Source organism: Dehalogenimonas sp. NIT-SK1, assembly GCF_055384165.1.
The window spans coordinates 159,443-174,090 of the sequence record NZ_AP042352.1 but is presented as its reverse complement, the minus strand read 5'-3'; the positions used below and the strand labels follow the sequence as shown (position 1 = coordinate 174,090).

Below are 14,648 nucleotides of genomic sequence, written 5' to 3'. Positions count from 1 at the left end.
TGGGAAGAAGCGTCGCGTGAAGCCGTATCGAGACTTAGGTCCTAAAAACTTCCCACGACCCGCTCCTAAATATCATTTGATGGTACAATGTTATTGGAATGAGTATTAGCTTTCCCGTAGGCAGGAATCCTTCGGCCATTTGCTTCGATGGCAATAACATTTGGGTAGCGAACGCTGGTAATAATAGTGTCAGCAAGTTACGGACGGACGATGGAAGTCTTCTAGGAAATTATAATGTATGCGGTCGGCACCCTTGCTCTATTTGCTTTGATGGCACCAATATCTGGGTGGCTAACAGTGGTAGCAACAGTATTTCGAAGTTACGAGTGAGTGATGGCAGTCTCATAGGAAATTATTCTCCAGATGCCAGGCACCCTTGCGGTATATGTTTCGACGGCACCAATGTTTGGGTGGTTAATTATCGAAGTGAATACGTCTCCAAGCTACAGGCGAGCGACGGTGTTCTACAAGGACATTACGATGTGGCTTCCGCCGGTTTGGATAGTAGCCATCCTTGCGCAATTTGTTTCGATGGCGACAACATCTGGGTGGCAGACGTGAATAGCAATAGCCTCAGCAAGTTATGTGCAAGCAATGGTGGTCTATTAGGGAATTATCCAGTGGCTGGAACTGAGAACCAACAACCTTGCGCGATTTGTTTTGATGGAGCCAATATTTGGGTAGCAAATAATCGAAGTGATAGCGTCTCGAAGCTGTTGGCCAGTGATGGTACTTTGTTAGGGAACTATCCTGTCGCCGGTTCCGGTAGGCATCGACCTTGCGCAGTCTGTTTTGATGGCGCCAACGTTTGGGTAGCAAATAATAAAAGTAATAGCATATCCAAAATTCGCACGAGTGATGGGTTTTTGTTAGGGAATTATCGCGTCACCGGAATAGCGTCTAGAAACTGTCATCCTCGGGCTCTTTGTTACGATGGGGCGAATATTTGGGTAGCGAATAATAATGATAACAGCGTTAGCAAATTGGATCGTAATCAATCCAATCAATACTAACTCCTTCTGTAAGGGGGAAAAGTGGAGATAAAACTTACAAGGGTGTGGACGCTCGGTCAGCCGTTTGATGATGGTGGTGGAAATTTGAGACAGCAGTCACGACAAAAGGAAAAGAACAGTGCATAATGGTTCCAACCACCAAGTGCCCTACCTCCATCTTCCTCCACATAACAATCTGCCCGGGTATGCAACAGGTAAACTTCTGCCAAGGGGATAAAGGTAATAGGGATTTGGGGGATATCCTATAAGTGACGGGGATCCCAGGCGTCAAATCAATTACGCTCCGGTCCCCAGATGGAAGGTTCGAAGTTCGAGCGCTTGTTGGAAAAAATAGCGCTCGGGTTTGCCGCCAGTATTCTTGGCGGTGAGAATTTAGCGTAAAATACGGCGGCTCTAGCGGGGTGCTAAAATAGTCAGACGAAAACGAAATCAGCGTTGGGTTCTTTCAGCCGCCCAAACGTAATCAGCAAAATCGATGTCTTATTTTATCAATCTGCTAGATATCCCTGCACATCTTCAGAGATTCGGGGGCTGGTTCTCTTTTTGAGTAAACAAAGATGAAACATTGGAAACCCACTTTCCGTTTGACCAAAGCCCAGAACGAGCATTTGGTCGCCAAAGAGCGCCTTTCATTTTCTAGACACTGTAAAAGACTTGGATTGGATCCAGAGGACGTAGAAAGGCAGTTCATTGACAACTTCCACCGGCGCGATAGTGATTTGATTGAAGGAATTCGCCTTAGAGCACGGCAAGATAAATCACTCGATCTTTTCGAATCACATGAACTTTTCCATGCAAATGATTATTGGCAGTACCTGGGTATTCAAACAACCGAAAAACGCCGAATGATCACCGCTTGGATATGCGAAGCTGCCTCGAGTTTGCAGATTGATTACCAGTATATTTCAAAAGTAGCCAAGAGGATGGGTATGCCCAAAGTCTCCCCTAGTGATCCTGATTCGCTCGCATATTTTCTCCTGAATATACCACTCATGAACGTTTTTGACTTAGAGTTCAATGCATTCGTTACCAAAGATACCGTAATCGATGAAATTCCTTGCGTGTGTATTCACACGTCGCTCCCCGAGTTATCGGAATTCTTTGCAAACCTGTTCCTTTCCGTATTGATCCCGGAAAAGAGCATTGGCAATGAAATCAAGTTTTTGTTGAATGAAACGCAAAATACAATGATAAATAGTCAGGAATTTGTTTGGTCGTGCGTTTCAGGTCTTTTTGCTCTACTTGGAAAATCAAGTGATCTCGGTATCAGTCCCAAATATCAGTTAACCAAATTACATCCAGAACTAACGCCAGAATTCTTGCTTGTTTTGGAAGGTGCCTCCGGGTTTGTTGATTTGCACGAATATGGCCATTTACTAATGGGACATCTTGAAAAGCCGCATGACCCGTCTTTAGAAATAGAGGCAGATTCCTTCGCGGCTAAGACCTTGAAAAATGTTAGAGGTAGTCAGTATGAGCTTTCGTGGGTAGTTGTTGGGCTAGCCATAATTTTCAACATTTTGGAGATGATCAAAGAACTATATGAAATTACGTCGGAAACACATCCTAGACCTACCGGACGTCTCGCAGCTTTAGACAGTGAGATAAATGGATTTGACCTATTCGGAATCGCTACTGCAATTCGATTTCTTTGGGTCCCTTCGTACAAGCGGCTAAACGAGTGGACAGTAGCTGGAAAGGACATTTAAGTTAACACTGCGGATGAGTTTTTAGGTAGCGACCTGAACTCTACAGCTGTGCGAACTCTGCACTGAAAGTTCTATGTATTGAACAGTTTGGGCTAGCAGATTGGATTTGAACTTTACTGCGGAGATTTGTCAGGCTGAAGTACGCCACAGGAAGGTTGTTGAAAAGATTTTGTCCGGCCAGTCTCTAGAATGCCGCCCGGTTCTAGGTATCGTCCCCTTTGGTGGAGCTGAGGGAATAAAATCTAGACACAAAGACCTGAGCCACTCGGAAGTCTGGCCGCGCTAGGATAGGTATGGACAGCCTGAAGGAACCACTCAAATATTTAGGCAAAAGGAAACCTCAAATTCCTCCTGAGTTCTACCTATTGATACCCCGGCTCCACCAAATCTTAAATTAGCCTCAAAAACTGTTAAGATTCTTTTCACTGACTAAAAACCAGCTTCAAATTTTAGTTCGAATCCCCCTTAGTCGATTTTTCAGATTTTGCTTTTAGATCATTATATTTGGAGTTAAATGTAATATTTACTCATTTTGTGGCACTCCACACAAACGAGTGGATTTGTTCATATCTAAGCCCATGCAAACAGCCCAATGATTTACGAGCGTTAACACAGCCCTTCGAAAACTGAGTATATTCGAGTGTAGCATGGTTAGGTTAATTGAGTTTAACGTACCTTGACAACTGGTAATATCAGTATTACTCTTATTTTAGGGGAGCTTTGACCTGCCACCTTTAACTGGCCACTTAGGTGTCAGTGAGCTAGTAGTGGAACCGACCTTAATAGGTCGGTTTTTGTTTTTTGGGGGTGGTGCTTTTTGAAATAGTCCTGTTTGTTATGCTGATCACGCATCTATATCTACGAAACGGAGGAGGATACAATGAAAAGAGCACTTGCTATTCTATTAACCATGTCCCTGCTGCTCGGTTCTTGGATGACCGGGGTAGCGCCTGTGGGGGCGGCAACTGAAGCCAATCCTGATTCGTTTGACCTCTACGCCGGGCAAGACATCCCAGTCGGACATGTGCTCGTCTGGGACGACGGCGAGACCCTATTTGTAAAATACGAAATAACCGAGGATGGTTGGGTAATGACAGAGAGCCATCTAACGGTGGCAGAGGATCTGAGCGGTATCCCCCAGACCAAGAAAGGCAACCCAATACCCGGAAAATTCACCAAGGGCGACAACTTCAATCCTCCGGTAACCGCAGCTGAGTATACCTTCGGTTTTGAGGACAATGGCTGGTCAGCAGGGGCGAACCTGTATGTGGCGGCTCACGCAGTAGTAGTGCGCATAGACGAGACCTGCATAGACTTCGAATCGTTCCAAGAGTTTGACGCGGTAAGCAGTGTAATTACCCCTAACGGCGATGTGGGATTCTATATGACGAACTACCCTTCGCTAGCCGATTTGGGAATTGGAGAATATGCCGCCCTGACTCCAACCGGTGATTTTCCGGTTGTAGCCTCACCGGCAACCAACACCGATCCTACCGGTACCTACCCGAATATCGTAGCTTTTACAGTGAACGGGCCTCCCTATACCGATTTTGACGACATAGTGACCAATGACAATGGGACCGGCGCAAGCGGCAATCTGCTGACCGATCCGCAGGATAAGTCTCAAACCCCGCTTATGCAGCATGCTTATTCGCAATTCCAGGGTATTGTAATCGACCTATCCGGCTTAGATTTGGTCCAGGAAGCCGGTTTCGCCACTGTAGATCTCGACCATGGCGAAATTTGGCACTACCTGTATTTCGATGCTGATGGCATCTTGATAAACCACGACCACCTCGCAGCGGGTACCGGCAACTACGATGGTCAAGCTTTTGGCACCACTTGGACCGACGCCGACTATAGCATAGACAAGGTAGTAATCTTCGGCGAGATGAACAACAATGATGCAGGTGTGGTTGGTTACGCCATCGATAATGTCTGTGTCAATTCGGCTATTCAAGAAGAGACCGCATGGGCCGGCGCAGAAGAATTCGATGGAGCTAACTGGGCAACATTCTTCACCTACAACACCTCACAATGTGACCTAACGGGTGAATGGTCATTAGAATATAGCGTTCCCGGTGGTGCTTTTGCCGCAGGGCACATCATGGTGATAATTACGCAGAATCCCGATGGTACATTTAACGGCACCGGCTATTCTGAAACCGGGCCCGATTGGACTTGGGTTGTCGAAGGAAATTTAGAAGCAGATGACTCTATAGATATGACAATCACCTACGATCAGACTGTGGGCGGAACTAATCCTTATATCGTTAGTCTCGAAGGTACAGTGTTGAGTGATTGCAGTGAGATGATTGGCGAAGCTTCGGATAACAAAGGCAACTCCTATACTTGGACAGCCACACATCTTCCTTAAATTCGCAACTTAGGATAAATTGCTCAGAGGGAGTTTCTTCGGAAACTCCCTCACTTTTTTCACCCACTTCATACCCCTCATTACAAAAAATGAGAATATATGAGTATCTTTAATGCTGAAGTAGTCTATAGACATAAACGCAAGCATGAAAGGGCAGACATCCCGATGATTGTTTAGCACTGAGTTGGAGCGCTACCTCGTAGCTCTACACCATCTGAATAAACCCAAACTCCATTGACAATGCCTCAACCGGAGAGTAGGTTTGAGTAGGATTTTTATTTGGAGGAATACTTTTGAAAGCAGTTGTATGCACAAAATATGGGCCACCGGAAGTTCTTCAGCTAAAAGAGATAGATAAACCTTCACCCAAGGATAAAGAAGTACTTATAAAAGTACACGCAACAACCTGTCATGTAGGGGATGTGAGAATTCGAAGTTTTAATGTCCCTGCCTGGCAAATGATCCCCTTTCGATTATATTTGGGTCTTACAAAACCAAAACGAAGCGTACTAGGAATAGAATTATCCGGAGAAATTGAATCGATTGGTAAAGACGTAAAATTGTTCAAGAAAGGTGACCAAGTTTTTGCATTCACCGGTTTTGGCTTTGGTGCTTATGCTGAGTATATATGTCTGCCTGAAAAGACTGGAAACGGAGCCATAGAAAAGAAGGGGTTGGTTGCAATAAAGCCCGCCAACATAAGTTACGAGGAAGCCGCTGCCGTCCCCGCCGGGGGACTCACGGTACTCAAGGTTTTTCAAAAAGGGAATATTCAGGTCGGGCAAAAAGTCCTTATTTATGGAGCGTCTGGCAGTCTAGGTACTTATGCAGTACAGCTTGCCAAGCACTTTGGTGCAGAAGTTACCGGAGTATGCAGTACAATGAATCTAGACTTAGTAAAATCACTGGGAGCGGATAAAGTCATTGATTATACTGTAGAGGATTTTACAAATAATGGTGAGACTTATGATGTTGTTTTTGATGCGGTAGGTAAGACTTCACATTCACATTGTAAAAGCCTGTTAAAGAAAATGGGTGTCTTCCTTTCGACAAATAGTCTGGCAAGCATAGAGGCTGATGATTTGGATTTTCTCAAAGAGCTGGTAGAGGCGGGAAAGATAAAACCGGTCATTGATAGACGCTATTCGCTAGAAAAGATGGCCGAGGCTCACAGGTACGTTGAAAAAGGGCACAAAAAGGGCAACGTTGTAGTAAATATATCGATAAATTAGTACTTTATTTCAGTAGTTAAAAGAGGGTATTTTTGAAAGCAGTTATATGGACGGCATACGGACCTCCAGATGTTCTTCGCCTAAGAGAGGTCGAAAAACCTGTCCCTAAAGATAATGAAGTACTAATAAAAATATATGCGACAGCAATATCGATGGGGGACTGTGAGCAACGCAACCTGAAGCTACCGTTCTGGCTGCGCCTCCCTATGCGGCTATACGTGGGACTAAAAAGACCAACGAGGATAACTATACTGGGTATGGATTTAGCTGGAGAAATTGAAGCAGTTGGCAAAGACGTAAAACGGTTTGAGCAGGGAGCCCAAGTTTTCGCTGCTACCGGTTTTTTACATATGGGCACTTACGCCGAGTATATATGTCTGCCTGAAGCAGCCAAAGAAGGGGCACTGGCAATAAAACCTACCAATATGACCTATGAGGAGTCCGCAGTTGTCCCTACCGGTGGACTTGAAGCCTTGCATTTTCTCAGAAAAGGGAACATCCGGAGTGGGGACAAAGTATTAATTAATGGTGCCGGTGGAACTATAGGCACTTTCGCAGTTCAATTGGCAAAATACTTTGGGGCTGAAGTTACTGCTGTAGATGGCACAGAGAAACTAGACATGCTTCACTCTATTGGCGCAAACCATGTCATTGATTATACAAAAGAAGATATCACTAGGAGTGGTGAGACTTACGATGTCATTTTTGAGGTGGCGGGTAAGAGTTCATATTCACGCAGTGTAAGATTGTTGAAGTGTGATGGGTGTTTGCTGATGGCAAATCCAAGCCTTTTTAAGATGTTTCGTGGTCGGCTAACGCGGATGAAGGGAAAAAAGAGAGTTATCTTCGGTGCGGCTCCTCAATGCTCAGAAGATCTCGTCTATCTCAAAGAACTCATTGAAGCAGGCAAAATCAGATCGATTATAAGTCATCATTTTCCGTTGGAACGAACAGCTGATGCTCACCGGTATGTTGAAACCGGACAGAAAATCGGTAACGTGGTGGTGACTAATAGTTGATTGCATCCATTGATACATACATTTCGAAAGGAGACACTGTATGACCGATACTGTCGCAACGGACGCATATGCCATTCAAACATTGGGTATTACTAAGTGTTGTCAATCAGCGAAATGGAGCACTTTTTTAACCGGAGACTTTAGGCCCGATCAGGCAGTGTTGGCAAGCTCTCTAAGACCCTGGTTATAGTCGATATTATTTGGCTGTCAGCGTATTTGAACGGGGAATGCAGGTTTTTGGTGGATAGTCAACGGGAGATTACACTTTCGCATTTCCTGTCATCTGTTATAGATAGAACACGTAATTTGTCTTCAAGGGTGATATGATATCAGGAGTTGTTGGAACGCAGGAACCAATCCCTTCTTCTCAAATAAAAGTTCGGTCACTGTCTCCCAGGGCCCACCAACCACTTGCAAAAATATAGCAAAATATTAGCTTTAGATTGATTCTTTTTTAAAGAATACCCGGATTACTTTGTCCTGTCTATCAAAATGTGTCAATTGTTCAACCTTGGGGATCGTTGCCATTTCATGAATACGCTTGTATTGGATATTGAGAGTTTGAGGGAGAAGTATCAATATTTTTTACCTGAGATGGGAGAGAGTCTGATTATTCCGAAAACAAAGGGTGCAGAAACTATCCAATTGATGAATAATTTTCCGAAGATTATTTGATCCCATAGTATATAATTATCTTTATACAGCAGAGGCTTCTTGTTGTAAATGCTATTTGGGGTGAATACTGTGGCCAGGACAATAGTTTTAACTGTTGGTGACACATATCATATTGGGGTTGGAAAAGACCGCATTTGCTATGCCGGTATGTCTTCTGAGAATGTGTTTTCAATTGTACGGAAGAAATGGGAATTCATTTATCGAGGATATAGCTGGAACCAGTTTTATCCAACATCATGCAAGGATATTCAAATAGAAGGGATTGATATTCATGTCGAGGATGTGAATCCCAATGAAATAAGGTTGATTATTGGATAATCTAACCAATTAGGAATATTCAAATAGGCCAAGTTTCAACATTAGTCTGATTTACTATTTTCCAATATATTATTCAAACATAAGGATGTTTCGCCCTTTCATGCTTACATTTCGGTCTAACATCGGGATCATTGCCCTTCCATGCTTACGTTGAGAGATAGTAGGAGGTTCATTTCCGAATCCCGCGAAAGCAAGATAATTATTCTTCAGGCACGATATAAATCATGTAAAGGCTAATAAAAATCAATACAAGACTAATTACCAGAATTAATCGAGGAATAAAGTCCCAACCAAAAAGGTAGTCAAGCCCACTTACTACAAATATTGCAAATGAAATCCGTAACAGGACTTTCCCCCCAGATTTGAAGGGAATGGGCACGAATCCTGATTGGTGTTTGTTCATATGTGAATTTTTACCATGTTATTCAGGAAACATCAAGATACCAATCATATTAGCAGACCGAAGTCTTCTAGGTTAATACCTGGAATAGCAAATCCAACAAGAAGGCAGATCACTGTGAAAGCTGGACATACGATTGTAGACCGTCAGCGTTACTGGGAAGTTGAACCTTTCGTGTCCCTCAGATAACTGTTATGGATAGTACACCAAAATCATTTTCAAGTGTGATATGATGTCAGGAAATGTTGGAGCATAGGAATCAGTCCCTTCTTCTCAAATAAAAGTTCGGTCACTGTCTCCCAAAGCCCACCAACTACATGCAAAAATATAGCAAAAGTTAACTTTGTCTTTATTTATTCTTTCAAAATAACCAAGGTCACTTCATCCTACCTATTAAGATATGTTAATTGTTCAATCATTGGGATGTACTACAAAATATTATATTCAAGTGCATCCTGATCCCGTGAAAAATATTTGGGGTTGACAAAATATATAATTGCATATACACTTTACTTCAGAGATGAAGAGGCTAATGTGGAATTAACCGATAAAGGAAATTTTTTAAAGGACATCACCAGAAATTGCATTGCTGTCCGGATTAGGGTAATGGATCGGGCTATCAGCTCCATTTATAACAAAGCCCTTCGTCCCCATGGCATTAAAATCACACAGATGAATATTCTTGTAGTGGTGTCAGCGTATGGCCCAATGGAAGTCCAACCGTTGTGTCGAATACTTAATATGGATTCATCCACAATAAGCAGAGCTATAACCATTATCGCAAAAAAAGGCTATCTTAAAGTTGAACCCAGCGGTCAGGGAAAAAATCACATTATTTCGGCAACGAATGAAGGCTTGAATCTTATACAACACGCATACCCGGATTGGAAAAAGGCTGAAAATCAGGCAACTGAATATTTTGGTCAAGAAACCGTCAGGGCTATACGTAGTGCGGGTGACAAAATGTTATCGGCAGCAATGACCAAATTATTAGCCTAAATAAAAATTTTTACTTTTAAAATTGCATACACAATTTGCTAATAATTGGGATTGAACAAAGGATCACTTTATGACTAATTTAAACTGGGAGATCAGCGAGATCGTAAACACGCCAGGCAGAGTGGGTGTTTTGGGTACTGCGGACAAGCAGGGGCAGCCCAATCTGGCGTATTTCGGTAGTATTAGATTGAAGGATTCTGTGGTCCTTGGATTAAGCAATAACCGGAGTCTGGAAAATCTTGAGGAAAACCCGCTTGCTGTACTATTTTTCGTTACAGAAAGCCCGGTATCATTCTCTACGCCTGGCTACCGTTTGTATCTCAAAGCCAATCAAATTCAGAAGGAGGGACCTTTATTAGATGGGATTAAAAGAGCAGTTGCGAGAAATGCAGGTGAAGATGCGGCTGAGTTAATTGTAGCCGCGGTCACATTTAAGGTGACTGCAAAGAGGCCTATCATTGCCTGTGATAAACATTCCTCAATGTAAAGAAAAACATAAACGAACAAAGGAGAAATCTATGAAAATTCTTGGTATTTCAGGAAGCCCAAGGGAAAATGATAAATCAGGTGTTTATACACTTGTAAAAACCGTTTTGGATCATACCGGCATGGAATATGAAATGATTTCCCTAGGAAACAAAAGAATATCAGGGTGTATCGCCTGTTTATGTTGCGTCAATGATAATGTATGCAAAGTTGATGACGATTTTAAGGGATTGAGAGACAAAATCATCAAGGCCGACGCCTATGTTTTGGGTGGGCCAAATTATTTTTCAACCATGAATGTTATATCTCATGCATTCCTTGAACGTTTTTACCAATTCAGGCATCAAGAGGGGAATTTGCTAATGGGTAAACTCGCCGTTGCTGTCGGAGTATCTGGCACAAAAAGTGGGGGTCGTTTTCCTGCAGATGAAATTGAAAAATTCTTTTTGTATAACTTTATCGAAACTGTGGCAAAGGTTACTGGTCAGGGAACAGCCTCTTGTTATGACTGTGGACACGGAGAAACCTGCAGGATTGGTATTGCTGCCTTAAACCACGGTCCAGGGGTGAAAATAGCACCCGCCATGATTCCTAACATAAATAAGCAACAGGATGTCGTCAAATCTGCAGTTGAAGCCGGCAGATTACTTGCTGGTAGGCTCAATAACAATCACGACAGGATGAGGGTTACCGTTGCGATGCAGGAAAGAATGATGGCTATGCAGCGGGGAGCCGTCTAAATGAATTGCTCTCCAAGTAGTTGTTGTAAAGAGTTTACGACTCCAGATTCCAGGGAAAAACCAAGAACGCATTTTAATGAACAGGTCGTAATAGACAAACAAGGAGCAACAAAATGAAAAAACCTGATTGGGTGATATTAATCGTCGTTTGGGAATTCATAACCGCTTTCTTCGCCTTTATCGGCATAGGTGCGTTTGCGCTTGTTGCACTGGCGCCGTCATCATGGTGGCATCCCGATACCCATTGCATTGATGGAATGCATGGTTGGTTAGGATTTGGCGCCGCTATTGGAATATTGATTTTAGGCGCCTATATGGCACTTGGAATTGTCTCAGGTATCGGTATTCTTAAAGGTCGGAATTACGGGCGTGTTCTTGGCATTTTCCATGGCGCTCTTAGTTTACCGGCCTTTCCAGTTGGTACAGCAATAGGTGTGTTACAGATGGTTTATCTGACGCGTACTGATATAAAAGAAAATTTTAAGCAAGTTTGATTTCCAGATCTCAGTTATGGATGAACAGCACGACTTAGTACAGACCCAGGTACCAACTATTTTTGCGGAGGGAGATAAAATGATTAAACAATGACAAATATGTTGTGCCCTTCATTGACCGGAGAGTTCGGTCAAGATAAGGCGAAAAGGCTACAGTCAAAGCAGATAGATACAATAAGGTAAAATATTAAGGAGAAAAGTAAATGAAGAAGAAAACTTGGATAATAGGTATTTTCGCGGTCCTACTAGTCATTGGAGTTGTAAGCGCGCCAAAAATCCATGCGACGCTTACATATGTTAGTCAAGAGACGGAACTTGCAGCAAGTGAATATAGCGTTTCAGGTAGTTCACTAATGATTAATCTCGCCGATATCGATGATTTAGCTAAGGTGGGAGGGGCTGTAACCATCGTTGATAAATCATTGCCCAGCTATATTCTTATTGCCAGAGTAGGGATTGATGAATATAGGGTCGTATCCAGTGAATGTCCGCATAGAGGACATGCTATTTATTACATACATGAAGATTCGATCTTTAAATGTTCAAGCCTTGGCGGAGAATCCTTCGATATAAACGGAAACTACAAAAGTGGGTCAGCTGAAGAAGATTTAGCGATTTATGATTTTACTATTAATGATAATGTGATGGTAATAGATTTAACGAGTTAGATCCCTAGATCAGGAGAGAACCGTTAGAAATACCGGAGGGGTTTTTCAGTCCCTCCGGTATTTCTACAGCAAAGTTAAGATGTCAAATTCGGACTAACTATTTCAAACAGCAACTAATCTATTGTAGAGTTGCCTTGAACATACTGTCGACAACAAGAATCCCAATCAATATGCTGACTTGTTCGCTCAATGGGATGGCTAATTTCTTGGATGTACGATTGCAAACAGTCAGTGATACCAAGAAGTTACACTTTTAGTGTCCCTCAGCTACCTGTTATTGATAGAACACCAAATCATCGTCAAGTTTGATATGATATCAGTAGTTTTTGGAGCACAGGAATCAATCCCTTCTTCTCAAATAAAAGTTCGGTCACTGTCTCCCAGTGCCCACCATTTCAGGTGATTTTATGGCAAAACTACCTCATTAACTTACTCCTCCAATTTTGCAGGTCTTTTAGTTAATACTCAACGATCTTAAAATAGATTTCACCTAACCATAGCAGAATCTAATCAAGTGAAAGACTGTAAAATCCATTATTATTGGTTTTAAAAGGGAATTCGAGTTTCAGGAGTTTGGTTTCTTTGAAATCGAATAACCCATATTAGCATGGCTTAAAATAAAAGTTGGATTGCCTGGGTCTTTCTCAAGTTTTTTGCGCAATCGTAAGATATATACTCGCAGACTCTCAACGGCTCCAGGATAGAATTCCCCCCATATCGTTTCAGAAAGAGCTGTATAACTTACAATTTGACCCTCATTCTCCGCAAGCTTTTTCAATATAAGCCCTTCAGTTGCAGTCAAATATATCTCACGCCCGCTATAGTTAACTTTACGATAGGAATACGTGAAAGATAAAGGTCCACAAATGGTGCTTGATTCTCCTTGAAAAGGTCTCTGCCTCCTTAGTGTTGCTTTAACCCTTGCAAGTAGTTCCATTTGACCGAAAGGTTTCCGGATATATTCATCAGCTCCAAGCTCGAGACCTTTCACTACATTGGATTCTTCTACACGTACAGTCATGATAATAATCGGGATATTTGAAAAGGAGCGAATCTGTTTTAAAACATCAAAACCATCGATGTCAGGTAATCCTAAATCCAACAGAACTACGTCCGGACAATCGTTTTCAACACTCAATAGTCCTTTCAAACCACAATCTTTATGAATGATCTCAACAAATGGCCAACCAACTTTAAAAGCTAATTGAATGCATTCGGTGATTTCTTTATCATCTTCAATAATTAATATTTTCATTTTATGAGGCCTTTGAGATTGGTAGGTGGCGTTATCCCATTATAAGGTATATAAAAGTGAAATATACTTCCCTTAAATTTCCCATTAGTAATTCGTATTTGTCCACCATGAAGTTCGACAAAATATTTACACAGCGCAAGTCCCAGCCCTAATCCACCTGCTTTATTAGGATTTGCCCCTGATTGATAATAAGACTGGAACACTCTCTCTTTATCCTCAGGCGATATACCAGGGCCATTATCCTCAACAAAAATGTGCAACTTATCATCATAATAACTTGCTCTGAGTTGTATTTTTATATCCGAATGGGAATATTTAATTGCATTATCAAGTAAATTTAGAACTACTTGTCTGAGTCTTTCAACATCAGCCCAGAGCGGGGGTAAATGCGAACTGATATCCGTCAGAAACACGATTTCATTCAACAAGGCACGAGTACTGAACTCAGATACCAATTCATTCAATAAGCTTGAAGGATTAATCCATGTTTTTTCGAGTTTAAGAATACCAATCTCTCCTCGTATCAAGTCAAAATGCTCATCAATTCTATTGCTCAAATTTAAAGCTGAGCGAAATATATTCCTAGCTAACCTCAAAGAGGTCTCATCTGAAACAGTATTGGTTAAGACCTGGCTATTGCATAAAATGGGCGTAAATGACGTTTTTATTTCATGCACTAGCGCGCGAGCAAATTCGATTCTCTGGTTCATTTGGTGTTCAAGCTCTTGCCTAAGATGGACTTCATTTTCATATTGTGATTTTATCTCTTTTTCCACAATCTTTCGTTTGGTAATATCATGATGAATCCCAAAACCAATTAATCTTCCATCGATTTCGACTACATGCCCACTCAATTCTATAGGTATTCGTCGGTCATTTTTTGCCAAAAAGACTATTTCTTTAGTGAATTTCCTATCAAATCCAGCTTTCTGCCGATCAATAAAACATTTCATATCTTGTTTTGCATCTTCTGGGCTTATGTCGATCGGGGAAAGTGCTAATAATTCCTCCCTTGTGTACTCGAGCATGTTACAGAAAACATCGTTCACTTCTATAAATCTGTCATTCGATCCTTGAGAGAAATCCAATACTGCTAACCCATCATTGACTATATGAAAAAATTCAGCACAGTAGGTGCAATCCATTTCGCTTTGGAAATTGGGTTTATTAACACTCCTTCTATTCATGTTTCATGCTTCCTTCAAAATTCACCTGCTGATAAAAACATATGAGAAAATAACACAAATATCAGTTTTTATACTC

The 14,648-nt window shown here is 41.9% G+C and carries 12 protein-coding genes and 1 riboswitch; of the genes, 10 read left to right on the top strand and 2 right to left on the bottom strand.

Annotation, left to right across the window (positions count from 1 at the left end):
* The first annotated feature begins 98 nt into the window (after nucleotides 1-98).
* The 10 genes from ACZ48S_RS00920 to ACZ48S_RS00875 all read left to right on the top strand — a co-directional run bounded on the left by ACZ48S_RS00920 (nucleotide 99) and on the right by ACZ48S_RS00875 (nucleotide 12,130).
* Entirely contained in the window at nucleotides 99-1,013 is a 915-nt protein-coding gene (locus ACZ48S_RS00920) for a virginiamycin B lyase family protein (protein WP_464213162.1), read from the top strand.
* A 584-nt stretch (nucleotides 1,014-1,597) separates the two neighbouring features.
* Nucleotides 1,598-2,722 carry a M48 family metalloprotease gene (locus ACZ48S_RS00915; RefSeq protein WP_464213160.1) on the top strand — a complete coding sequence of 375 codons (1,125 nt, stop codon included), beginning with the start codon at nucleotides 1,598-1,600 and terminating at the stop codon, nucleotides 2,720-2,722.
* A gap of 704 nt (nucleotides 2,723-3,426) precedes the next feature.
* Nucleotides 3,427-3,510, top strand: a riboswitch (cyclic di-GMP riboswitch).
* 92 nt (nucleotides 3,511-3,602) lie between these two features.
* Nucleotides 3,603-5,099 carry a hypothetical protein gene (locus ACZ48S_RS00910; RefSeq protein WP_464213158.1) on the top strand — a complete coding sequence of 499 codons (1,497 nt, stop codon included), beginning with the start codon at nucleotides 3,603-3,605 and terminating at the stop codon, nucleotides 5,097-5,099.
* A gap of 293 nt (nucleotides 5,100-5,392) precedes the next feature.
* On the top strand, nucleotides 5,393-6,331 hold the full coding sequence (locus ACZ48S_RS00905; protein WP_464213156.1) for an NAD(P)-dependent alcohol dehydrogenase: 939 nt from the start codon (nucleotides 5,393-5,395) through the stop codon (nucleotides 6,329-6,331).
* A gap of 32 nt (nucleotides 6,332-6,363) precedes the next feature.
* Nucleotides 6,364-7,350 carry an NAD(P)-dependent alcohol dehydrogenase gene (locus tag ACZ48S_RS00900; protein ID WP_464213154.1) on the top strand — a complete coding sequence of 329 codons (987 nt, stop codon included), beginning with the start codon at nucleotides 6,364-6,366 and terminating at the stop codon, nucleotides 7,348-7,350.
* 1,927 nt (nucleotides 7,351-9,277) lie between these two features.
* Nucleotides 9,278-9,742, top strand: coding sequence for a MarR family winged helix-turn-helix transcriptional regulator (locus tag ACZ48S_RS00895; RefSeq protein WP_464213152.1), 465 nt, complete (start codon nucleotides 9,278-9,280; stop codon nucleotides 9,740-9,742).
* Nucleotides 9,743-9,812: 70 nt separating this feature from the next.
* Nucleotides 9,813-10,229: a pyridoxamine 5'-phosphate oxidase family protein gene (locus ACZ48S_RS00890; protein ID WP_464213150.1), complete on the top strand. Its 417-nt coding sequence runs from the start codon at nucleotides 9,813-9,815 to the stop codon at nucleotides 10,227-10,229.
* 31 nt (nucleotides 10,230-10,260) lie between these two features.
* The gene (locus ACZ48S_RS00885) at nucleotides 10,261-10,968 is read left to right on the top strand and encodes a flavodoxin family protein (protein ID WP_464213148.1); all 708 of its coding nucleotides are present in this window, start codon (nucleotides 10,261-10,263) and stop codon (nucleotides 10,966-10,968) included.
* A gap of 113 nt (nucleotides 10,969-11,081) precedes the next feature.
* A complete protein-coding gene (locus ACZ48S_RS00880; RefSeq protein WP_464213146.1) occupies nucleotides 11,082-11,462 on the top strand; it encodes a hypothetical protein in 381 nt (126 codons plus the stop codon).
* Between the two features lie 203 nt (nucleotides 11,463-11,665).
* On the top strand, nucleotides 11,666-12,130 hold the full coding sequence (locus tag ACZ48S_RS00875; protein WP_464213144.1) for a QcrA and Rieske domain-containing protein: 465 nt from the start codon (nucleotides 11,666-11,668) through the stop codon (nucleotides 12,128-12,130).
* A 565-nt stretch (nucleotides 12,131-12,695) separates the two neighbouring features.
* Here the strand turns inward: ACZ48S_RS00875 and ACZ48S_RS00870 are convergent.
* A complete protein-coding gene (locus ACZ48S_RS00870) occupies nucleotides 12,696-13,385 on the bottom strand; it encodes a response regulator transcription factor (protein ID WP_464213142.1) in 690 nt (229 codons plus the stop codon).
* Nucleotides 13,382-14,572 (bottom strand): PAS domain-containing sensor histidine kinase, encoded by a 1,191-nt coding sequence (locus tag ACZ48S_RS00865; protein WP_464213140.1) that lies wholly within the window; start codon nucleotides 14,570-14,572, stop codon nucleotides 13,382-13,384. The genes ACZ48S_RS00870 and ACZ48S_RS00865 overlap by 4 nt, the downstream gene beginning before the upstream one ends.
* Between the last annotated feature and the right edge of the window lie 76 nt (nucleotides 14,573-14,648).